The organism is Bacteroides faecis (assembly GCF_020091505.1).
Lineage (GTDB): Bacteria > Bacteroidota > Bacteroidia > Bacteroidales > Bacteroidaceae > Bacteroides > Bacteroides faecis.
The window spans coordinates 2,407,611-2,431,111 of record NZ_CP081916.1 but is presented as its reverse complement, the minus strand read 5'-3'; the positions used below and the strand labels follow the sequence as shown (position 1 = coordinate 2,431,111).

Here is a 23,501-nt window from a genome sequence, read left to right as displayed (position 1 = left end):
AATGAAAAAGAATATACTATTAAAAAGCATGTTGTGTGGTATAGCCATGATGGGTCTTAGTGCCTGCTCCGATTTCTTTGAACCGGAGAACAACACAATGCTGAAAGGAGATGACTATATAAAAGAAGCCAGCGAAATGTATGCAGGCTTTCTGGGAGTCGCAACGAAGATGCAGGCTATTGGCGACAAAGCCATTTATCTGACTGATTCCCGGGCTGAAATGCTGATCCCTACCGACAGAGATGTCGACATGTATGCACTGTCCAATTATGAATCGGATCTGACAGGCAACACATATGCCGATCCGGCCAAATACTATGATTTGATCATCTCATGCAACGATTACCTGCAGAAAATCTACGAATTCAAGCAGGCACATTTGTACAGCATCGACATGGAGCACTACAAAGGATTGGTTGCCAGCACTGTAAGAGTAAAAGCATGGGTCTATTTCACAATGGCGAAAATCTATAATGAAGTAGTCTGGTTTGATGATCCCATGTACGAAATGAAAGATTATTCCCAATACCCCAAACTGAATTTAGACCAGACAATAGCCAAATGTGTGGAATATCTGAAGACAGGTTTTGACGGAATCGACGGAAATCATACTATGCCATGGACAGAATGGATCGCCTCAGACAGTTCACTTTCAGCAGGTGACTACACATTTTGGGATCTTATGACTCCGGAGTATTTTGCACTGTCTGCCGAACTCGCTTTGTGGCAGGGAAGATGGCAAGATGTGGTGGACCTGGTTCTGCCTAAAATGAATGAAGCATTCGCCTCCTCTTCTACTTATACCAAATGGATGTGCCAATCTAACTACCACAACGCATATTCGAAAATATTCAGAGGAGATAATCCTTACGGATCGGCAACTGTTTCGGTAATCACTTATGAGTACAAGAAAAACCAGACGAATGCAACCAAGCAGAATCTTTACTCCGCTCCTATTCTGAGACCATCAGAATTGGGTATAGCCCGGTATTCTGACAAAGACTTTAACCCGAATGCTTTTACTTCGGAAGATTCTCGTGACGGACGGTTCAATTCTCATTTCAGCCAAGACTCATATGGAAACTGGAGAATGCAGAAATGGAGCTATGCTGCCGATAACTTTATTTACATTTATCGCAATGTGGAACTTTATTTCATGCTGATCGAAGCATTCAACCACCTTCCCGAACGTTCGGAAGAGAGATATGTATTGATGAACGAAGGAGTGAGCAGCTATTATCCGGACGGAGGAGTCACTTATCCCGGATTCACCAATGACTGGACACGTGTAGGCGGTGCCGTTACACATACCTATGCGGATACCGGTATCCGTGGCACATGGGGAGCATCTGATACAAGTAAAGGTCTACTATGCCGTGACATGAAAAAGGAACCGGGCAACGAGCGTCATAATGACATCGAACTCCTGAAAGAAATCTGTCTGGAGATGCCCTGTGAAGGTAAAACCCTTCCGGTAATGATACGTATGGCAAAACGTTACAATGACCCCACTATCATCTCAGATTTAGTTTGTTCCAAATACAGCGAAGAAAATGCAGCAATAGCCGCAAAAGTACGTGCAAAGATTGAAAGTGGCGACTACTTCGTCCATTGGGATATCGACAGCACCTCTTCTACTCATTAATTAAAATTCAGCTATTGTCAGTTGATACTTTTCCCGGAAAAGCGTCAACTGACAATAGTCTCTATAAAGCAAGCTGACTACAAGAATCTAATACAAACACCGGAAGCAGTCAGAGAGAAGACGAACACTAATACGATTGAAATATGAAAAAATCAGCTGTTTTACTATTACTGACACATTTATTAGTGTTGCCTTTAGTTGCCCAATCCCAACCGGCAAAAGTCTTGTCTGACTATATAAAAGAAATCAACCAATTCAACAAACGCAATCCTCAGGAAAAAGTATACCTTCATTTTGATAATACCGGCTACTTTCTGGGCGATACCATCTGGTTCAAAGCATATACCGTTTTAGCTGAGCAACACCGCTTCAGCCCACTAAGCAAAGTACTGCATGTTGAACTTCTGACCCCACAGGGAGAAGTGATAGCCAACCGAAAACTCATGATAGAGAACGGTCAATGTCATGGTGAATTTCCACTGAAAAGGATTTACCGGAGTGGTTTTTATGAGGTTCGTGCGTACACACGAGGGATGCTAAACTTTGGAGACGACTGTATATTCTCCCGCGTTTTCCCTGTTTATGATGAACCGGAAACGGACGGTAACTATGCAGAAAAAGCAATGGACAGCGGCTTTGGAGTGAAGAACGAACGCAAAAAAGAAAAGAAAGGAGGAAAAGTAAATCTGGCTTTCTTCCCGGAAGGCGGCAATGCAGTAGTCGGAATCGCTTCCCGTATCGGCTTTAAAGCATGGGGAGCAAAAGGAGAAGACCTCCAAATAACAGGTGCCGTCTACAATTCATCAGGCAATTCAGTTTCCTTCCTTTCGACCTATCATCAAGGTATGGGATTCTTTGAGCTATTGCCGGAAACAACCTCTTACAAAGTAATAGTCGAACATGAAGGCAAACAATATGACTTTAATTTCTCAGATATCCTCCCGGCAGGATACGTGATGCGTATCAATGATACTAACGAAGAATCATACCAGATAGAGATATCCAAATCCTCCGTCCTCCCCCGTGACACCATAGCGGTATCCGTATCTTGTCGTGGCACAGTCTATGCAGTAGAAGCCATGAGGCTGGCAGACGCCCCCTATGTTTTCCGGTTACCCAAATCCCGGCTTCCGGCAGGTTGCATACAGTTTACATTATATGATAAAAAAGGAAATATCCTTGCCGAACGCCTGTCGTTCAACACTCGTCCTTTAACGTATTACCGGCTATCTGCTCAAACAGAGAAACAGACTTATGTACCTCTCGAAAAGGTAAACATGTTTCTTTCCTTGAACGATTCCATCGGAAATCCCGTTGAAAGTTCTTTTTCTCTTTCTGTACGCGATGCCGGTACGGAGATTTACACTTCGTACCAGGATAACATATTAACCGATCTGTTACTTTCTTCCGATATAAAAGGATATGTGGCCAATCCTATGCAATATTTTGAGAAGGACGACCGCGCCACCCGCATGAAGCTGGATTTACTGATGATGGTTCAGGGGTGGTGTCGCTATGACTGGCAGACGATGGCAGATGTATCACCTTTCAGGGTAAAACATTATATTGAACAAGCTCTTCCGATAAACGGTAAAATAATGGAGCTACTGAGGAACAAGTCAAAAGCATACGCAGATGTCATCTTCTGGATGAATAAAGATAATGCAAGTTTTCACAGCCACTGCCAAACAGATGCTGGCGGACATTTCTACTTTATGTTACCGGATAGTGTCAAACTTGAAGGGAAATGGCAACTCAGCCTGTCCGTCACAGAAAAGAAAAAGCTAAAGCATTGCCGGATCATGCTGGACCGCCATTTCAGCCCTGTTCCACGCAGCTACTCCTACCCCGATTTACTGGTGAAAGATACGGTTACAGTGTTCTCTGACGAGTTTGAGGATAGCTTAAAACAACATTCTGTTGATGAGATGCAATATCTGCCGCAAGTTATCATTAAAAAGCAGCGAATAAGAAAAGAAATATCTCCGGAATTTGTTTATGATGTGGAAAAGGATGTCAACAAACTAATGGACTCGGGAAAAAATTATCCCGGTACTTTAGGAGAATATATGGAGAACAATATACCCCACCTTAGAAAAGATAGTGCAGACGGTCCTTATCAATATGCCGGCAAAGACATTGTTTACTTCTTCGATATCCAAAAAGGATCAACACGCTACCCTGCAAGGGGGCTACCACCAGAACAGATGCCCATTGAGAATATCCGGCAAATAACTCTTTATGATCAGTATGCACAACTGTGGGCTGTCAAGAAAATCAAAGAAGAGGGAATAGAAGCCGCATCTCCGTCTGATATAGACTTGCCAACAGTAGCTTCACTACTCCACACCCCTGTCATCATCATGGTCCATCCATACAATGACGGTTTACACGACGGTTATCAGAAAGGAATCCGCCACACTTTTTATGATGGTTATTCTCAGGTGAAAAGGTTCTATCACATAGATCATAGCAATAGTGTACCCGGTGACATTGATTTTCGCCGTACCCTGTATTGGAATCCGGAAGTAAAAACCGACAGTCAAGGCAAAGCGCAAATTAGTTTCTATAATAATACTACGTGTAGGCGGATGAAGATCAGTGCGGAAGGACTGAGTGACAGTGGGATACCAATTATAACAAAAGAGTAAAGAGACTCATGCTAAATAAACATTTAGTTATCATATTATATTTCATCATCAGAATTCCTTTTTCTCTATGCGCATCCCCAATATCACAAGATGAAAAGGAAACTGATTCACTTTATCAAAACATATCACTTTTTTCCGCCCTCCATCCGCAGGAAAAAGTCTATCTACACTTCGACAACACTTCCTATTTCATGAAGGAATCAATTTGGTATAAAGCTCATATAGTGAATGCCGAAACTCTAATTCCAGAAGTGAAAAGCAAAGTGCTTTATGTTGACCTATTAAGCCAAGAAGGAATTCTGGTGAAACGCAACAGGCATTATATAGAAGAAGGAATGTGTTCAGGAAACTTCTATCTTCCGGACACCTTAAATGCCGGATATTATGAAGTGCGCGCATACACAGCCTGGATGCTGAATTTCGGAAGGATAACAAGCCCGCTTCTTATCGAGAATTTCCTGTACAAAGACGGAAGTATCTTAAGTGATTTTAAAAATGTAGAAAAACGTACGAGTGAAGTTCCTTCTATTTTTTCTCGCGTACTTCCCGTATACAATGCCATAGAAAATGAAGAATACCCAACCAAACAAATGCGGACACGCCCACGTATTAACAGATCATCTCCAAAGGAAGAGAAACAGCGTATTAAAGTTGGTTTTTATCCTGAAGGCGGACATCTGATCGAAGAAATTGATAATAGAATTGCCTTTGAATTACGTGATAAGGAAGAGAAAATAATCGCTCCCAAATACATACTCATAGAAACCAACAATTATAAAGTTCTGGATACACTACAAGTAGTACACAACGGACGGGGAACCTTCAATATCAATCACCTCCATTGGGAAATAGGATTAAAAAATTGCCACTTAACAATTTCCGATCAAAACCAAATATATGAATATCCTTTGCCCACACCTGAGAAAGCAGGAGTAGCCTTGCAGGCTGATATAAATGAGAATCAGATAAATATCCAAATTCTTTCCAAAAATATCACATCTCCCTTGTTTATAACTTTGCAACAAGGAGGAAAACCTGTCCATTACCAGTCACTCGGTATCAAGGACCGTTTCCAACTATGCTTCAACACTGATTCTCTTCAACAAGGCGTACACCAGCTAACAGTCTTTGATCGTGCAGGACATATCTTTGCAGATCGATTATTCTTTGTCAGAAAACAAGAAACAGTGTCCATCACTTTACATGATCACGCTATAAAAGACAACCACCAACCATACCATCCTGAAAAATATTCATTCAAAATACAAGACAGGAATGGTAAAAGTCTTCCGGAAACATCATTTTCCGTAGCAGTCAGAGATAATGATATGGAAGATTTACACTACAGCCAAGGAAATATTCTCACGAATCTGCTATTGTCTTCAGAAATACGAGGTTTTATACAGTCACCGGAATATTATTTCGAATCTCAAGACCTGCATCACCGCAAAGCCCTGGATTTATTAATGATGATTCAGGGATGGAGACGATATGACTGGCAAACCATGGCAGGAGTAAAAACATTCAAACCACACTATCCGATAGAACAGAAACTACAAGTAAAAGGAACTGTCTATAAAAGAAGAAGTTCAAGCGGCGAACTAAAGAAATGGAACAAAGAAGTTTTTGTTCGTTGTCAAATATGCTATCCTGACGGCTATACCTATGATGCAGTTCAGCAAACTAAAAATGGTGACTTCTCCTTCGATGTAGTTCAAATCTATGGTAAACATACCATGTTCATTCAAGCATACAAAAATAAAGACAAAATAAGAAAAGAACTGGATTATCACAAGCGAGGAGATTCCTTTTTCTATGACCACTATGTTTGCAAAGACCGTGTATTTTCTCCGCTGCCTAAACAATATAATTATTATGAAACACATGAGAAGGAATTATCGACATTTTCTTTTCTCGAACAATCCATTGACCAGGTTACTATTAAAGACAGAGGCAAAATTAAGATAGATTTCACAAAACCTGATTTTTGTTATGACTTTATTGAAGCAATAGACTATATCAATGATTTTGGATACGAATTCAACAGATCCACATTTACAATACCTCTTTACATTACAGAACTTGTTTCACCATTAAAGGGTATATTGTCGGGAACTACTCATATTTGCAGTGGAAACGGTGAAGATATTGAGCAATACTATCCCGATTCTCACTTATCATCCTCAGACAAAATTAGAAGAAGGGATATACTTAGTTTTAAAAGATTGAAAACGATATGTGGCTATTTTGATATCAGGGACCGTTCACGTCTCATAGGCAAAACAGAAGCCCACTCCGGTAAATGGGATTTTTATATAAACTACACACAACGGTCAAAAAAAGAATATCTTCCCGACATGGTAGGCGACCGTTGCTACTTCTATGGATATGCACCACCCGTACAATTCTATTCACCGGATTACAGTATGCAACTACCGGATAAACCGGATCACAGGCGTACCTTATATTGGAATCCGGATATTAAAACGGATAAGAATGGAAATGCATCTATACAGTTTTACAACAACGCTACATGCAAAAAGATGATTATTTCAGCAGAAGGAATAACAAAGGATGGACAACCTTTTTATTTGAATACAGCGAAATAAGAAACAGTAATGCAACTGTTTGTTCCAGTATATTAATAAGCTAATCTATGCAATAAAGAAAATTGACTTAAAATAAATATAGTGGAGCTTATCAATGCACCAAGAGAGGCATACTCTTATAAAATTTCGCTACTATTCTTATTATCACTTGTCACTTTTCATCCCAACCACCTTTAAATCAACAAGTAACGAGTGACAATAGCCGGTGATAATAAGGTGACAATAGAAGATTTCAACTTTCTATTGTCACCTTTCTCCCCTGCTCTTTTATAGTTTGGCAACCAGATACACCGTCCCCTTATTCGTATGTTTGCAGGGAATCTTCTCCTTCTGAAGCAGCCTTCCGAAATGGTACGCCTTCCCCGAAGACAATGTGATAGTCGCTCTTTTCTGTAGATAATCCAAAATCTCTACCGGAGACAAGTACTCCCCTTCCCCATCCTCTTTGGCAGCTTTGAAGTAGTGATAGAACAACTGAATAGCCGGCGGAGTCTGTTCAAACTCCCGGTTAGCCTGTGTCAGGATAGCCTCATCCTTATCATCAAACCAGTATCGTTCGCCATGATAAATTTCGTACATCGCCTGCGCATACAATTGCTGATAATCGATAGGACGTGCCGTATCGATCGTATCCTTTACTTCAATGCAAATAAAACGGCGGCTGCCGGAAGGATCGGTCAACAAGTCCTTTTGATTGCTTGTTGCAATAAATGAAGCATAACGCTGCAACTCCTGCACCGAACTTCCATGCGGCTTACGAAGATTGACTACCGGCTTTTGCAGAATATGCTTCAAGAAGCCTTGCTGAGTCAAAGTCACCTGATCGAACTCATCAATATTGATCAGCGCAAAACGATTCAGATACATTTCCGCATCCCGTTTGCGGCTGAAATCAATACTATCCGTATAATAACCCCGAAGCTCAGGCGGTATCAAGTCCCGGCAAAATGTGGATTTACGTGTTCCTTGTGCACCGACCAGCAATGGTGAAGTACTGTTCGCATGCTGTTTGTCAAATCCTCTCCAATGCGCCACCATGTTCAGAAACCAACGGTGGAAAAGCATTGTCCAGTGTGGATTGTCACAAGGAACCCGACCTGCCAACTCCGCAATACGGTCCTTCTGGTCCCAATTAGGAAGATGGAAGATAAACTCTTCCAACGGGTTGTAGACAGGGACACGGTTGGAATGCAAGTAACGGTCCACATCCCGGTCCCACACTGCGATTCCTTCACTTTGCGCATCCAGCAAAATACTGTTCTGTGCTCTCTTGTCCAACGGACGGAAACGGAAATAAAACGAACAGCGCTCCCTGTATTCCACTTCACTCATCTGAGTATTGTAGCGAAACTCATAACGCCGGTTCATAAATTCTTCGGTCTGCATATTGAGATACTGCTCTTTTGTCAGACCGCCTTTCTTTCCGAACCCCTTGCACTCCTGATACACATTCCCTATCATCTCACGAACCAGCACCGACTGCCCGGAATCATAATACCGATGTATGGTCCGCCTGACCACCTCTTCTTCGGGAATACCGGAAAGAAAGCAGTTCTCCGCCAGCCTTACAACCATCGGTTGCAAATCATCATTCCGCCTCCATCCTTCCTCCATCGACTGAAAAGTTTTCCGCAAGGCAGCCTCATACATCAGTGCCAGCGCATCTTCTGCCGCATATCCCGGAACAGCGCGGTTCAATGGGGATTTTTCCGTCACCGTTCTCTCCCGATAAGTCATCTCCTTAGGCATCCCAAACGGTTGAGAAAGATAAAAAGGCACGGCGTTCTTCCGATAGAAAGGTGCCGGATCATAACTCAGCCGTGAATACTGCTCCAAAAGCGGCTCTTTCAACTGGATATCGAAAGGGATCTGCGGCTGATAACATTTCACAGCCAAACGATAAGCATGTGCCTGAAACAGTTCCGCTTCTTCCTGTGTTTGCGGCAATGTTCCGTCCGGACGGGTAAAAAGCGTCCATATCTTGACTGAATTTCCACTCGACCCCATATAGGCAAACATCGTTTGTGGCAAGTCTGCCGCTTTTTTCTTGACCAATTCCACCTCTACCTTTCCAGCCAACGGGCCAACGGTCAATTCAACGATACCATTATAAACTTTCATCCGTCTCACGCCATTGACACGCCCGAAAACGGCAGCGGGCATTATTTTAGGAAGCTTTCCGGCAAAGCTGCAAGGCTCTCCGGGCAAAACAAAATGCAGGGCTTGGCGTAGTCCGGTCACCGGGCGAGTCTTCGTCTCTGTTTTTATCTTCTCCATCAACAAGTCAAAATCTAATACACTCAGTGCTTCAGCGTCTTCTTTTTCCCTGATTTGTGTGATCTTCATTTATTTTCTAAATTATTTATATATATTCTTCAAAGATAGGCATAAAAAGAAGAGGATGCAACCTTTTCAACAGTTATTATTTAAAGTATATCCATTCCTTTTCAACTTTGTCTGACGTACTGGAAATAACGGTAAATAAAACGTTCATTAACTTGTTTCGAACGTTAGATTAATATATCTTTGCAGTGATAAGAAATCGTTTTACGTACATGGTCCCATCGACTCACGTACGTGATCCTTCGGGTTCACGTATGTAGTCCGAACGGTTCACATACGTGGAACGAAAACGTGCAACTAACAAAATATATTAGTCGAGCCTTGCCTGCATGTTAAGGTTACTAGTCTTTGTCTTAATACACGCGGTATCAATTAAGTAACACAGGGCATTAACCAACAAAAAACAAGTAACGCTATGGCAGCAGATTATGACTTTCGGAGAAAACCGAATGAGAAAGGAGATGAAGAGCTCCAACCATTATATCCTCGTATTGTATCTAAAGGTACCATTGATTGCAAACGACTGTTTCGTGAAATATCCGAAGCGTCCACCTTTACCGAAGGTGACTTGGCAGGTATCATGGTATCTCTTCAAGAAAAAGTATCTTACTATCTGAGTGAAGGGTATCACGTGAAATTAGGAGAAATCGGATATTTCTCCGCAAGCTTGAAAGCACGTCCGGTTATGGATAAGAAAGAAATCCGTTCTGTCTCTATTTCTTTTGACAATGTCAATTTCAGAGCTACGAAGTGGTTTCGCCGACGAAGTTCGGGCACGGTGACCCGTGCCAAATTCGGATTTCAGGAATCATCAGATATGTCGGAAGAGACACGCCGCCTGCGTCTTGAAGCATTCTTAGCTAAAAACCATTTCATCACCCGTAGGGAATACAGCGGATTAACAGGTTTATTGAAAGGAAAAGCACAGCGGGAACTGAATCTTCTGGTAGAAAACGGAGTTCTTAACACTCGTGGGTATGGTAATCGGATTATATACTTAAAATCTGAAAATCAACCTATTAAATAAGAAAAGTATAAAACAGAGGTGATAATAGAAATGCTTGAAAATTCTATTATCACCTTATTATCACTTCCTATTATCACTTTTTATTTATCATTCTCACCTGATTACTAAACATTTATCTATCACAAGTGATAAGTGACAATAGAAAGAGACTTTTTTTCTATATGGGATTGTATTCAGTAAGTAATATTGTTTTTCTCACAATGAATCATCTATTCACCTACTTTCTGTTTCAAACGGAAAGTGGACAACACCTTCTTGCCGGAAGAAATAGTCACAAGGAAATCATAGTCTTTGGCTTTCTCAAAATTAGCCTTAGTCACAAACCGTACATCTGTTTTTTCATACGGTGTCAGAGGCGGCACTGTAGCAGAAGCTACTTTTATCATCTTGCCATCCTTCTTATATTCGATCTTTACCAAAGCCTTCTGTGAACTGACCTGTCCAAAGTTCTGCACTTCAATATTTCCTTCCCAGCCTTTATCCGATTGGACAAAAACAGGTGCACGTGCCGAGAGGATCGGTTCAATATAATCAATGTAGGGTAAACGCGCATACCCATACAGCATTTTTCCGTTCTTATATTTCCCTATCAGTTTCGGAGCAAATTCATCTTCAGTCATTCCGTTTCCTTTTCCATCGAAAGTCACGATCAGATCATTACCATCTGTTTCAGTTTTCAGCACTTTACTTCCCCTGCCGTAATTCACTTCGGTGGAAGCACCAAAACGCAAAGAATTCAGATCGATATCGGTTTGCGGATTGAAGCCGTCTTCTGCTTGTATTTTCAATCGGATAGTTTTAGTTTGAGCTGTTATGGGCTTTTTGTCCAAGATAGCCAGCAATACTCCCGGGGTCAGCGGAATACTGATATTCTTCGAACTGTGATTATCGAATGGCTTATCTTTATTTTTCAGCGTATCGATCACAGCAAAATTGGCTTGAACAGCACGTCCGTACTTATCCTGATACATTTTGATACGTTCGTACTTGAACCAGTCTTCAGCGCGGCCATCTTCGTGAACAGCAATGCCCGGCATATACGCTTCTCCGGGATCTGTAACCCAGTTTACACCATCTTTGGAACGGAGATAGAAAGCTATGCGCCCCAACCAGTCATTTACAATCATATGATACTGAATATGGTCACGCCAAATGACAGGATCTTCAAACCGTCCTTTCACATTCGGATAAACACGGCTGTCCGTCAACTGGTTATATTCCGACAAGCCATCCCGGCTGATCCAGATTCCACCGCCACGACAAACCATGATATAAGAGCTGTCTTCCCGTTGGGCAAATGACAGATTGGACAATCCCTCTATAATCCGGCGATCGCGGGCATTGAAATCAAACTTTCCATATTCCCATTTACCATTGATATCATCAGAAACATAGCGACCGTTAATTACGTAAATGACATATCGCCCGTCTTTTGCTCTGAATATTTCAGGATTATGACCTTTGCCGATGATATTGACAGGTTTAAAAGGTCCGGTCAAGTTATCGCTTACCGTATTGAATACCCATGAATTGCCCCACTCCATATGTCCTTTTGGGGAAGCTTCCAGCCAGCCGCAGACCATAAGATGGTATTTTCCGTCTTCTCCTTTGCGGATATTTCCGCCCCAGTAAGACCAGATGCGGTCTTCAATGCCATTATCAACATATCGCGGACGCACACCGGCGGTTCCCCACGTATCAGATGACAGCTTGTTTCCTTTCATTGGTAAAAAGCGATCCATAAAGCGGGCACCATTTACCAGCTGATCCCACTCTTTAGGGCGCTCCCGTTCCGTCACTTGTGAGAAAGTGACATTACTGATGAGCAACAATGCCCCCATTAATGCTAATTTAAGATTCTTTCCGTACATGTTTTTCTTCTGTTAGTTAGTTTGATAGTTCGTTTGATTTACACTATAGTATAACGGCAAAAGTAAGGCAATCTCCCATTAGTCGATGATAAGAAAAGGGAAAAAGGCACGTAATGCTTTACGTAAAGAATCCAAACATTAGACATTCATACTCTCATTCTTTATCTTTCTTTAAAATAAAGTTTTCTATTTGGTCGCAAATTTGCTCCATCCCCTTGACGGAAGGATGCCCGCTCTGTTTATCAATATCATGCAATTCGATGCAATCTATGCCATAGTGTTTGCAGGTTGCTCTGACTGATTCGTTGAATTCTTCTTTCAAACCGGAATTCAACAGGAAGTAGATTTCAACATTTGGATAACGGTCAATCATGTGGTTGAGCATATAAGCCATAGCGGGACGGAATCGGTACAAATCCTCTTTGGTCCATCCGCCGTATTTATATTCTCCGAGGGGAGCACCCGCCCAACAGTCATTCGTAGCACCAAAAATAAAAATGACATCCGGACATCCCAGTTCATCCATACGAGTGATAAAGGAACGGTCGGAGTAATCTGCCTGACGGTATCCAGTATTGCAAATGGTAGCTCCCGAAAAAGAATTATTGACACAAAGCCGATAATCATTCTCTTTGATAAATTGATGCCACCAAGTTTGTCGTACAGAGACAACGTCAGTCTTATGCCTCGGAATAGTATAATACCATATACTATTGGTATCAGGCTGCAAGTAGCCTTCGAATGTGGAATAGGAGTCACCCAGGATAGAAACTGACTTTTTACTTTGAGCAAAGCTTAGACTACTACATAGAGTAATTATAAGCAAAAATACACAGGACTTTCTCATCTTTTATTTTTTTATGAATATAATTCGTCTTATCAATATTCTTTCATCAAGCAACGGACAAACTGCGGCTCTTTTGCCAAGTCACCCTGTGTCTTTATTTTCACTTTCCCGCCCGGTATCTGGAAATGCACTTGTTCAAAGAGAATATTGCGTCCATCGTCGATCAAAACAGTGGAGTCTTTACTCTGAATTGTGATATTCTTCAGTGTAAAACCTTTCACATCTGTCATCCGTATCAATTTATCGGTCTTTCCCATCAGGTTTTCTATCAAACAATTCTCTGCCGGAGTTTCGGGGATACCATTCAAATCAATAAACAACAATGATATCACGGGCTGCGATATTCTTGAAAGAAGGAGTCAAAGGAGTGACGGGAAGAGCCGGCAAACGCTTAGCCAAATCACCGACATGTTTTTCTTCTCCCAACATGTCCCACCAGAAAGCAATTCCGGCTAGATTCATCCGGATTTTACTCCACATACTGCTCTATCGAAACGGAACACTGATGTTTCCATATTTCACAATCGGTCGTGGGAGCTATCAGTCTCCCATGACCGGTCAGTGCTATATTTTCTTGATTATCAGCATATACCAGTGCTCCTAATGAATAGACTTCAATCCCTTCATAACGAGTCAGGGCAACAGGCAGATAATCTTTGATGTTTCCGCTAAAATGCAGTTCCGCACCTTCTTCCAAATGCAGGTTCACATTACTCTTTAACTCTATACGACCGGTTTTCCAGACTCCGGGAGGTACCACTACTTTTCCTCCACCTTTACGACTCACTTCGTCTATCGCTTTCTAGATTGCTTTAGTAACCATCTTCTCAGATTTGGCACCTGTTTCCACGATGGAATATGTGAGGTCTTTAAAGACCGGACGCTTCATTTCAGGCATCGCCCAAGGAGCCTGAATGGAGGCTATTTCTTCTGTCACAAGCTCAGGGCCTACTTCTCCCGCAACGGTATATATTCACGTGTTTGTGAATGGACGGATAGCACTAAAGGAAAAACCAGCATTCCCAGCAATAATCTGTTTGAGATTCTCCGGAATGGATTATTCGTTAATGTGTTCATCGCCTTCTTTGTTTTCTTTTATTTAATGGTTTCCTGATATTCAAACCAGTCATATGCTGCCTTGTTCCTGGATAGCTTTCCATTACTTGTCGCGTAGACTCCAACTCCCGAACCATTGAACTTATTAAACTTATTGTCCGATATTACTTCCAGCGTTTGGGTTCCACCGATATTCGTCATATTATCGATCGTTTCGCCAAAACTAAAATCAACATTCAATCCGTTTGCGGTAACTTTCAGATAAACGTCTTTCTTAGCATAAGGAATGCGGCTTACGACTTCCTTTTTACCTAAATGCTTTTTAGTCAATACAATACCAGATTTATCTTTCATCAGTGTATAATATCCGGTAGCCGTACGGTAAACGACCAAACCCGCCTGTTCATTTTCTTTTTTCGTCTGAAATTCCAGTTTAGTCATTGCTGTGAAATCATGATGTTTTATCTTCTGTACAATCATGGCGGCATTCACCAGACTGTCGATGACTTCAGGCTGCAACGATATATTTAAACAGTTATCTTCCAGAGTATAGAATTTCTTTCGGGGGATTCTTACAAAATACCATTTTGATGCCAGATTCTCTGTTTCAAAGTCATCTCTTACAGGTTCAACCTTCACTGGTTGCCACGGCAGATCCGGACGTTCCTGCTCCGGCAGCACGATTCCATACCCCGGATTGAAAATAGGAGTCGAATTTTCAAAATTGACTTTACATAAGAAAGTTTCTCTTGCAAGCGGATTGTACCCTTTTATCATTCTTTTTCCCAAAACAACTGAATACCATTCTCCATTTTGAGTCTGTACGAGATCAGCATGTCCCAATCCCTGAATAGGATAGTTTTCACCTAAATGGCGGTGTGATAATACCGGATTGGTTTTATCTGCAACATAAGGTCCCCACAAAGACTTACTTTGATGCACCGTCACTGCATGATGATAACTTGAACCTCCTTCGGCCATCAGCAATAAATACTTCCCGTTTATCTTATAAAGATGAGGTCCCTCTGCATAAGTTGCATTATTCGCATGCCCGTAAGTCAGAATCTTACGCTCGCCCACCAATTTATTCCGGCTGAGATCCAACTCTTGCATCCATATAGCACATTGGGCCGGCCATGAGCTTTTAAAATCCCATGTATTCCCGATATAATAACATTTTCCATTATCATCCCAAAATAATGACGGGTCTATTCCGGGCGCATCTTTCAGCCATACAGGATCAGACCAAGGACCTTTAGGATCAGCAGCTGTTATATAAAAATTACCGCCACATTTTGATCCGGTTGTGATTAAATAAAACAGACCTTCATGAAAACGTATAGTAACTGCCCATATTCCATCATTATCATTCAGTCCATTCATGTCAATCATGTCCGGACGGCTAATACCATGTCCTACAATCTCCCAATTGACCAAGTCTTTACTATGATAAATGGGGATTCCGGGATACCATGTAAAAGAAGAGGTGACCATATAATAATCATCATTCACCCGGCAGATCGAAGGATCAGGATTAAAGCCCGGCAGAACCGGATTTTTAAAAGTCTGGGCTTGCGCCAGCCAAACTGTAGCCAACAACCATATACAAATAAACAGTCCCTTATTCATAATACTTACTATTTTCATTTTTTTATTCAATTAATATTGCAGCAGGAAACTCTCCGCGACTTTCAAGAAACGGTCATGTCCCTTACTGTTCAGATGCGCCGTATCCGTATTGTTTTTACTTTTCTGGAAATAGATTTTTCTGAAAGTATCATTATCCGCATAGATACTTCCTTTTCTTGCACAATCAAAAATAGGAATACTGTAATTGCCGCAAACTTCAATCATGGCATCAACTACCTTTTCCGAATCGCTTCCTTTGAAGTTTTTGCAATTCCAACGGGTAAAGAAAAATATTTTTGCCGTCGGATATTTCTCGACCAGTCCTTTACACAGAATCTCCATTTTATCTTTGAAGTTATCAATCCCCCCGATAGAATCCAGTTTAAAAGCATCATTATGTCCGCCGATGACAATGACATAATCAAGGCTGTCCGCCATTTCTGCATACCGAAGATACATTGCTTTCCCCCAACGCGGACTGGAATAAGCGATGCTATTTCCATTCTTTCCATAATTAAAGTACTCCATGCCATGCTTCTTCGCAAACTTATAGTGCCATGTATTCTCAAACGGTTCTTTATGATTCCGCACATAGCTATCGCCAATTACTCCGATTCTCTTGCCATTCAGTTCGTCGACAGTCGTCTTACTATTCTGCGCATTCGCTGCCTGAGCGGAAAATGCACAAACGATTAACAATAAAAAGATTTTTAAATGTGTCATTTCTTGATGTATTTTTCATTTGATGGCAAAGATAAAGGTAGTTTCTATATCAGCACATGGAAATTCATACGTTTTCCATTAAAATTATACGCTTTTTATCTCACTGCTCGTCTTTTTTGGCCTAAATACCCCAATAAACGGACGATTTTCCATCTTTCTATACTTATTTACCATTGGAGCACGCCATGACTTTGCCTATCTTTGCCAAGAAAGTTATCCATTTCTACAAAAGACTACCAACGTATGAAAAAACATCTGATTGCCTGCGGCATTTTATCTACTATGTTTATGGCAACTAGTTTTGCCCAAAAAGACATCGACCGTCCTATCATGGGATGGAGTTCGTGGAATACCTATCACGTGAATATCAGTGAAGAGTTAATAAAACAGCAAGCTGACGCTTTAATCAAGCACGGGCTGAAAGAGGCAGGTTACAACTATATCAATATAGATGACGGCTTTTTCGGCTACCGGGACGAGACAGGTAAAATGCATCCGCACCCCGACCGCTTTCCGAACGGGATGAAAGTGGTTTCTGACTATATCCATTCTCTGGGACTAAGAGCCGGAATATATTCGGATGCAGGAGACAACACCTGCGGTTCCATCTATGACAACGATGCAAACGGAGTAGGCTCCGGACTGTATGGACACGAACAGCAGGATATGGATTTATATATCAAAGAATGGAACTACGATTTCATTAAAATCGATTATTGTGGCGGACGTGAACTGGGACTGGATGAAGAAAAACGTTACAACGCAATCTGCCAGGCTATTGCCAACACCGGAAGAACGGATGTATCTATCAACATCTGCCGATGGGCATTCCCCGGCACCTGGGCCAAAAAACTGGCACGTTCCTGGCGTATCAGTCCGGATATCCGCCCCAAATGGAATTCTGTCAAAGGGATTATTGAAAAGAACTTATATCTTTCTGCTTACGCTACCGGCGGGCATTATAACGATATGGATATGCTCGAAATCGGACGCGGGCTGAAACCCAACGAAGAAGAAGTTCACTTTGGAATGTGGTGTATCATGAGTTCTCCCTTACTGATCGGATGTGATATGAATACAATTCCCGATTTTTCATTGAAACTACTTAAAAATAAAGAGCTTATCGCACTGAACCAAGATGTATTAGGATTACAGGCACACGTCGTACAACATGAAAATGAAAGTTATGTGCTGGTTAAGGACATCGAACAGAAACGTGGATTAACTAGAGCGGTAGCCTTATATAATCCGTCCGATCAGCCCTGTGACTTTATCGTTCCTTTCGAAACTCTGGAACTGGGAGGTGAGGTAAAAGTACGGGATTTAATCAAACAAGAGGATCTTGGGAAAATGAAAGGGGAAATCCGGCAGACGGTTCAGCCACATAGCGTACTGATATGTAAAGTGAAGGCTGAAAAGCGACTGGAACCCGTTTGTTATGAAGCCGAATGGGCGTATCTGCCTTGCTATGACGACTTGGGCAAAAAATCCAAACCGATTGTCTACGTACCTGACGCTGATTGTTCCGGTAAAATGAAAATATCCAGATTGGGCGGTCGGGAAGAAAACTTCGCCGAATGGAGTGAAGTATACAGCGAAAAAGGAGGTAAGTATAACATGACTATCTTCTACAGTTGTGACAAGAATCGCAAACTGGAAGTGTCCGTCAACGGAACGGAAACTGTGCTCAAAGATTTGAACAGCAACAAGGAGGTGAAATCCATTACGATCCCTGTCACCTTACAAAAAGGTTATAATACGGTGCGAATGGGAAATGATTTCGGATGGGCACCGGACATAGACCGTTTTACATTATCCAGGCAATAACTTTCTCTGATTATATGGAAACAGAAAAACTTAACGTGTAAGAATAACGATATGAACAACAAAATTATAAGTATGTTTGTGCTTTGGGTTTTCTTTACCCTATGGAACGGGGTAACCTTGCAGGCACAGGCACCTCATCCCGAACGTATCTACCTTTCGGGAACAGGTATCGATGATACCAGGACCTGGGACTTTTTCTGTTCTGCGGGACAGAATAGCGGTAAATGGAAAAAGATCGAAGTTCCCTGTAATTGGGAGCTACAGGGATTTGGAGAATATACCTACGGACGTTGGTACACGGTGAAAGGACAACGCCCCAGTGATGAAACCGGAATCTACCGCTATAAATTCGACGTCCCTAAATCATGGGCAGGGCAACGGGTAAAGATCTTCTTCGATGGAGTGATGACGGATGCCGAAATCATCATCAACGGCAAACCGGCAGGCGAACTGCACCAAGGGGGATTCTATCGTTTCAGTTACGACATTACCGAATTACTTAACCTCGGGAAAAAGAACCAGCTCGAAGTAAAAGTAGCCAAAGAATCAGCCAACAGATCGATCAATGCCGCCGAACGGAAAGCAGACTGGTGGTTATTTGGCGGAATCTACCGTCCTGTATGGCTGGAAGTTCTGCCACAGATACACATGAAGCACTTTGTTTTAAGTGCAGACCACAAAGGGAAATTCCAAGCTTCCATAGATATGGAAGGAGATGCCAAAGGGCATGAAATCGTCGTATCCGTCCGTTCATTAAAAGATGGGAAAACCGTATATACTTCCAATGGACAAACAACAATCACTCATCCAATCAACAACTCCGGTAAAGAACAGATGATCAGCGGTGAATGGACAAACATAGTCCCCTGGTCTACAGAAGCCCCCAACTTATATGTAGTCAAATTGGAACTGAAGAATCCCGAAGGCAAAATCGTACAGACCAGGGAAACACGTATCGGCTTCCGTACCGTAGAGTTCTTTCCGCAGGACGGAGTATACCTGAACGGTACTAAATTAGTGATAAAAGGAATCAACCGTCATTCATTCTCCGTAGATGGAGGGCGTACCACCAATGCAGCATTAAGCCGCATGGATGCCCAGCTCATTAAAGAAATGAATATGAATGCTGTCCGTTCGCACTATCCGCCCGATGAACATTTTCTCGATATGTGCGACTCACTGGGACTTGTCTACATGGATGAGCTGGCAGGCTGGCAAAACAGTTATGACTCCAAAGTCGGGGCAAAACTCGTGAAAGAAATGATTGAACGGGATGTTAACCATCCATGCATCATCCTTTGGAGCAACGGAAATGAAGGTGGCTGGAATACGCAAACCGATCCTTTATTTGCCCAATATGACAGGCTGCAAAAGCGTCACATGGTGCATCCCTGGGCTGACTTTAATGAACTGGATACCCACCACTACCCTACTTATCTGACAGGAGTGGCACGTTTTACGAATGGTTATAAGGTATTCATGCCGACCGAATTCATGCATGCCATGTACGATCAGGGAGGGGGAGCCGGTCTGCGTGATTTCTGGGATCGATGGTGCACCAATCCATTGTTTGCAGGAGGATTTATCTGGGTCTATTGCGATGAAGCTCCCAAGCGCAGTGATAAAGGAGGAATACTCGATTCCGACAAGTCAAATGCACCTGACGGAGTAGTGGGACCACGCCGCGAAAAAGAAGGAAGCTATTACGCTATCCGTGCACAATGGTCGCCTATCCAGTTGAAACCTCTTCTCATTACCAACCACTTCGACGGCAGTTTCCTACTGACCAATGAATATACCTTTACCAACCTGAAAGACTGTCGTATGTCTTACAAAGTTCTGACATGCGGCACTCCTCTTCAAGGAAACACAGAAACAGGAAAGGTAATCGCCGAAGGAGGAGTTCAACTTCCATCCATCAATCCGGGAGAAACAGGCACTGCCCGTTTTGAACTGCCCGATTCATTCCGGGAAGGGGATATACTTGAACTGGAAGCATTCGATAAAGAAGGAAAAAGTATCTGTAACTGGACTTACCCGATTCATCTGGTAAAACGATATTTTGAACGCAAGCTGACACAGGCTGCGCCCACTCCTGCTCCCCCAAAGGCAGAAGCCCGGCAAACAGCTGATGCCATCGAACTAAAGAGCAGTAAAGTCTGCGTAACCTTCGATGCGGCAACCGGTATGATTCGTCACATTACATCCGGTGAGACTGAGGTTCCATTCAAAGATGGTCCGGTGGCAGTAGGTATGAAGATGCGATATGAACCTTCGCTCAGCTATACCCGTCATTCCTCCGACGGAGCCATTTATTGTGCCAAATACAAAGGTGCAGCAGATTCGATTGTATGGCGCCTGACAAATGAAGGTTTGCTCTACATGGATGCTATTCTGTTGAACCGTGGTTCCGGTGGCAGCGGCTTTGACGATGCTTTTATGGATTCCCAGATTTTCAATCTCGGACTTACCTTCTCTTATCCGGAACAAAATTGCTCGGGCATGAAGTGGATGGGACGTGGTCCTTATCGGGTCTGGAAAAACCGTATTGCAGGAACAAACTACGGCATCTGGCACAAAGACTACAATAACACCATCACCGGAGAAAGCTTTGAGAATCTGATATATCCGGAGTTCAAAGGCTACCATGCCAATCTCTATTGGGCAACTCTGGAAGGTGAAAAGACTTCGTTTACTGTTTATTCCCGTAATGATGGCATCTTCTTCCGGGTATTTACTCCCGAAGAACCCGCAGGACGTGTGAAAGATACAATGCCTGCATTCCCTGAAGGTGACCTTTCATTCTTACTCGATATTCCGGCTATCTGCTCGTTCAAACCCATCGAACAGCAAGGTCCCAACAGCCAGCCGGGAAATATCCGGATCAAATCGGGAGACGAAGGGCTTCATCTGAATCTGATGTTTGACTTCCGGTAATCCTAAGTGAAAACACTTAAAATAAAGATAAAACAATGAATGTAAAATTGAAATTTATACTTGTATATTTAAGTTTGTATGCTTCCTCATATACAATCCAAGCACAAAATATACAGTATGATCCTTTACTGGACCCGGCTGTAGAAATCCCGGATGCACCGGTAAGGAATGGAAACGGAGAGTATATCTGGTATCCGGGACAGCTGAGTGCGCATCTTCAGCAGAAAAGACTAAAAGAATCGGAGAAACGTTGTGTGAACGTAGGGTATCCCGGCAAATTTTATGCTCCGGTATATCATACCTCATTCTGTAAAGAAGTAAACTTGCCGGCAGAAACGCTAATGGAATGGACATCTACCGGAAAGGTAAAAGTATCTGTCAATGAAAAAGAAGCAGGCAATTCCGACAAAAGTTCTCTTACACTGCCTAAAGGAAAATCAACTTTATTATTTAAAGTAGAGACTGATAATAATCTGCCTGCCATTAAGGTATCCTTCAATGGAGAAGTCTCAACGGATCATTGGAAAGCAAGTATGGATGGTATTGAATGGAATATTGCAGAAACATCTCCGGTATTCGGCACTACAGGCAGAATGCCTTTGGATGATCCGGAAACAGAGGTTACCATTCATCCGATTTCAATCTTACCTATACGAAACGCAACAGTTGAGAATCAGAAAATAAAGATTCAAAAGAATGGATATATTCTAGTTGACTTTTTCCATATTGAAGTCGGAAAAGTCGCATTCACTGCCAAAGGTGAGGGAAAGCTCACTGCTTTTGTAGGAGAAAGTCCGGAAGAGGCATTAAACGAAAACACCAAACTCTTCGAACAATATCCTATTGAATCCTATTCTTTGACAGAAGGAGAACAGCAAATTATCCTTCCGGAAAGGGCGGTCCGCTATCTGAAAATATTTAGTGATAAAGAATGTGAGATATCTGATGTTAAGTTTAAGGCTAAAATATGGCCCGTAGACTTCCTGATGTCCTTTGAATGCAATGACGAACGTATGAATAACATCTGGAATGCTTCGGTTGCCTCCCTGCATACCAGCACGCACGGCTTTTATCTGGATGGTATCAAGAGAGACTATCTGCCTTGGTCAATGGATGCCGTTTTAAGTACCTTTGCCGGAGATTATCTTTTTGGAGATGAACAGGTTTCGCGCAACAGCCTTTCAGTAGCTATGCTCCCGCTAAATCCGCAAAAAACAGATTTAGGAATACCGGATTATCCGCTTCATGCTTTGATAGGTTTTAATCATTATTACCAAAGATATGGAGATTTCAATACGATCCTCTCCTATCGTGACCGCATAGAACAACTGCTGAAACTCTACGAGACTCTTCAGGATGAACGTGGCTTTATCTCCGCCAATGTCGGTGTCAGCTGGGGATTTGTACCGGGATGGGCTACCAGAAGAGGCCCTGACAAGAAGGGAACTCCTACGTATGCACAAATAATGCTTTATTATAATTACAAGATTGGTACAGACTTCTCCGAAAAATGGGGGGACAGAAAATCAGCAAAACATTACCGAATGAAAGCTGAGGCTTTAAAGAAAAGTATAATCAAACATTTCTGGAATGAAGAACAGGGATTATTCATAAACGGATATACCAAAGACGGCAAACTGGATACAGTGATTTCACATCATGCCCAGTACTGGGCTATCCTTGCCGATATATTTCCCAAAGAACGGTATGATCATCTGTTTGAAGTACTCCCCACCATTCCTTATTACCATGATTATGTAAGTTATGAGAAAGGATATGAGTTCCTTGCTTATTCAAAAGCAGGTAAGGTCAGAGAAATGTGGGACTTCCTTTTTACTGTATTTGGTGACTGGCTTGCACAGGGACATACCCGTTTTCCGGAAAACTTCTCATACAAGAAGCCCAAAGATGAACAACTGGTCTTCTATAAACGTCCTTATGGTCTAAGTTTATGTCATGGCGCTAATGGAGTTCCGGGAGTAGTGGCTGTTTTAAATGGCATAGCAGGTTTCAGCCAATCTCCAACAAAATCGAATCATTATATCATACGTCCTGAACTAATGGATTTGAAATGGGCAAATATCGAATTCCCTGTCAAAGAAGGTAAAATCAAGTTGAAACTATCCAAAGAAGGTAAAAATCTGATTGAAATACCTGACGGATGTAAAGTGGATTTCATTGATAAGAATAAGGCCAAAAAGACATTTACGAGAAAAGGCAGTTATAGCATATAAATAAGGGGATGTCAAAACTCCCCTCTCAACAAAATAGCCCTCGCTACAACGATCTGTGGCGAGGGCTATTTTCAATAAAAATAAGGGGTTAGACAACCCTTA

The 23,501-nt window shown here is 42.1% G+C and carries 16 protein-coding genes; 7 read left to right on the top strand and 9 right to left on the bottom strand.

Annotated features, from left to right (window positions below; all coding sequences use genetic code 11):
- Position 1 precedes the first annotated feature (1 nt).
- The 3 genes from K6V30_RS09360 (at position 2) to K6V30_RS09350 (ending at position 6,905) form a co-directional block, all read left to right on the top strand.
- On the top strand, positions 2-1,645 hold the full coding sequence (locus K6V30_RS09360) for a hypothetical protein (protein WP_074759413.1): 1,644 nt from the start codon (positions 2-4) through the stop codon (positions 1,643-1,645).
- Between the two features lie 143 nt (positions 1,646-1,788).
- Positions 1,789-4,296 (top strand): hypothetical protein, encoded by a 2,508-nt coding sequence (locus tag K6V30_RS09355; RefSeq protein WP_029425323.1) that lies wholly within the window; start codon positions 1,789-1,791, stop codon positions 4,294-4,296.
- A gap of 191 nt (positions 4,297-4,487) precedes the next feature.
- Positions 4,488-6,905: a hypothetical protein gene (locus K6V30_RS09350; RefSeq protein ID WP_055268686.1), complete on the top strand. Its 2,418-nt coding sequence runs from the start codon at positions 4,488-4,490 to the stop codon at positions 6,903-6,905.
- Between the two features lie 267 nt (positions 6,906-7,172).
- On the opposite strand, the gene K6V30_RS09345 is transcribed toward K6V30_RS09350, so the two are convergent.
- A complete protein-coding gene (locus tag K6V30_RS09345) occupies positions 7,173-9,251 on the bottom strand; it encodes a BT4734/BF3469 family protein (protein WP_055268684.1) in 2,079 nt (692 codons plus the stop codon).
- Positions 9,252-9,663: 412 nt separating this feature from the next.
- On the opposite strand from K6V30_RS09345, the gene K6V30_RS09340 reads away from it, so the two are divergent.
- Positions 9,664-10,275, top strand: coding sequence for an HU family DNA-binding protein (locus K6V30_RS09340; RefSeq protein WP_010536747.1), 612 nt, complete (start codon positions 9,664-9,666; stop codon positions 10,273-10,275).
- 209 nt (positions 10,276-10,484) lie between these two features.
- Here K6V30_RS09340 and K6V30_RS09335 read toward each other — a convergent pair whose 3' ends face one another.
- From K6V30_RS09335 to K6V30_RS09305, 8 genes are all read right to left on the bottom strand, one after another.
- Positions 10,485-12,146 (bottom strand): glycoside hydrolase family protein, encoded by a 1,662-nt coding sequence (locus K6V30_RS09335; RefSeq protein ID WP_055268682.1) that lies wholly within the window; start codon positions 12,144-12,146, stop codon positions 10,485-10,487.
- A gap of 154 nt (positions 12,147-12,300) precedes the next feature.
- Positions 12,301-12,993, bottom strand: a complete 693-nt coding sequence (locus K6V30_RS09330) for an SGNH/GDSL hydrolase family protein (protein ID WP_010536745.1) — start codon at positions 12,991-12,993, stop codon at positions 12,301-12,303.
- A gap of 32 nt (positions 12,994-13,025) precedes the next feature.
- Complete coding sequence (locus K6V30_RS09325; RefSeq protein WP_130061481.1) at positions 13,026-13,325, bottom strand: hypothetical protein; 300 nt, start codon at positions 13,323-13,325, stop codon at positions 13,026-13,028.
- Positions 13,303-13,473, bottom strand: a complete 171-nt coding sequence (locus tag K6V30_RS09320) for a hypothetical protein (RefSeq protein ID WP_153880772.1) — start codon at positions 13,471-13,473, stop codon at positions 13,303-13,305. The genes K6V30_RS09325 and K6V30_RS09320 overlap by 23 nt, the downstream gene beginning before the upstream one ends.
- Positions 13,463-13,780, bottom strand: coding sequence for a glycoside hydrolase family protein (locus K6V30_RS09315; RefSeq protein WP_055268678.1), 318 nt, complete (start codon positions 13,778-13,780; stop codon positions 13,463-13,465). The genes K6V30_RS09320 and K6V30_RS09315 overlap by 11 nt, the downstream gene beginning before the upstream one ends.
- A gap of 15 nt (positions 13,781-13,795) precedes the next feature.
- Complete coding sequence (locus K6V30_RS25195; protein ID WP_256207740.1) at positions 13,796-13,930, bottom strand: hypothetical protein; 135 nt, start codon at positions 13,928-13,930, stop codon at positions 13,796-13,798.
- A 158-nt stretch (positions 13,931-14,088) separates the two neighbouring features.
- A complete protein-coding gene (locus K6V30_RS09310) occupies positions 14,089-15,696 on the bottom strand; it encodes a glycoside hydrolase family 43 protein (RefSeq protein WP_168166720.1) in 1,608 nt (535 codons plus the stop codon).
- Between the two features lie 12 nt (positions 15,697-15,708).
- Positions 15,709-16,401: an SGNH/GDSL hydrolase family protein gene (locus K6V30_RS09305; protein WP_010536743.1), complete on the bottom strand. Its 693-nt coding sequence runs from the start codon at positions 16,399-16,401 to the stop codon at positions 15,709-15,711.
- A gap of 243 nt (positions 16,402-16,644) precedes the next feature.
- Here K6V30_RS09305 and K6V30_RS09300 point away from each other — a divergent pair, with 243 nt between their 5' ends.
- From K6V30_RS09300 to K6V30_RS09290, 3 genes are read left to right on the top strand one after another with little or no spacing between them, the layout of a single operon-like run.
- Entirely contained in the window at positions 16,645-18,228 is a 1,584-nt protein-coding gene (locus K6V30_RS09300) for an alpha-galactosidase (RefSeq protein WP_022302211.1), read from the top strand.
- 51 nt (positions 18,229-18,279) lie between these two features.
- Positions 18,280-21,165: an exo-beta-1,4-galactosidase gene (locus K6V30_RS09295; protein ID WP_055268676.1), complete on the top strand. Its 2,886-nt coding sequence runs from the start codon at positions 18,280-18,282 to the stop codon at positions 21,163-21,165.
- 35 nt (positions 21,166-21,200) lie between these two features.
- The gene (locus tag K6V30_RS09290; protein WP_055268674.1) at positions 21,201-23,399 is read left to right on the top strand and encodes an alpha-L-rhamnosidase-related protein; all 2,199 of its coding nucleotides are present in this window, start codon (positions 21,201-21,203) and stop codon (positions 23,397-23,399) included.
- Positions 23,400-23,501 lie beyond the last annotated feature (102 nt).

What these genes read in the sequence shown, in the direction of transcription:
- K6V30_RS09360 (WP_074759413.1), top strand. Translation starts at nt 2, where the DNA reads ATGAAAAAGAATATACTATTAAAAAGCATGTTGTGTGGTATAGCCATG.
- K6V30_RS09355 (WP_029425323.1), top strand. Translation starts at nt 1,789, where the DNA reads ATGAAAAAATCAGCTGTTTTACTATTACTGACACATTTATTAGTGTTG.
- K6V30_RS09350 (WP_055268686.1), top strand. Translation starts at nt 4,488, where the DNA reads ATGAAGGAATCAATTTGGTATAAAGCTCATATAGTGAATGCCGAAACT.
- K6V30_RS09345 (WP_055268684.1), bottom strand. Translation starts at nt 9,251, where the DNA reads ATGAAGATCACACAAATCAGGGAAAAAGAAGACGCTGAAGCACTGAGT.
- K6V30_RS09340 (WP_010536747.1), top strand. Translation starts at nt 9,664, where the DNA reads ATGGCAGCAGATTATGACTTTCGGAGAAAACCGAATGAGAAAGGAGAT.
- K6V30_RS09335 (WP_055268682.1), bottom strand. Translation starts at nt 12,146, where the DNA reads ATGTACGGAAAGAATCTTAAATTAGCATTAATGGGGGCATTGTTGCTC.
- K6V30_RS09330 (WP_010536745.1), bottom strand. Translation starts at nt 12,993, where the DNA reads ATGAGAAAGTCCTGTGTATTTTTGCTTATAATTACTCTATGTAGTAGT.
- K6V30_RS09320 (WP_153880772.1), bottom strand. Translation starts at nt 13,473, where the DNA reads ATGTGGAGTAAAATCCGGATGAATCTAGCCGGAATTGCTTTCTGGTGG.
- K6V30_RS09310 (WP_168166720.1), bottom strand. Translation starts at nt 15,696, where the DNA reads ATGAAAATAGTAAGTATTATGAATAAGGGACTGTTTATTTGTATATGG.
- K6V30_RS09305 (WP_010536743.1), bottom strand. Translation starts at nt 16,401, where the DNA reads ATGACACATTTAAAAATCTTTTTATTGTTAATCGTTTGTGCATTTTCC.
- K6V30_RS09300 (WP_022302211.1), top strand. Translation starts at nt 16,645, where the DNA reads ATGAAAAAACATCTGATTGCCTGCGGCATTTTATCTACTATGTTTATG.
- K6V30_RS09295 (WP_055268676.1), top strand. Translation starts at nt 18,280, where the DNA reads ATGAACAACAAAATTATAAGTATGTTTGTGCTTTGGGTTTTCTTTACC.
- K6V30_RS09290 (WP_055268674.1), top strand. Translation starts at nt 21,201, where the DNA reads ATGAATGTAAAATTGAAATTTATACTTGTATATTTAAGTTTGTATGCT.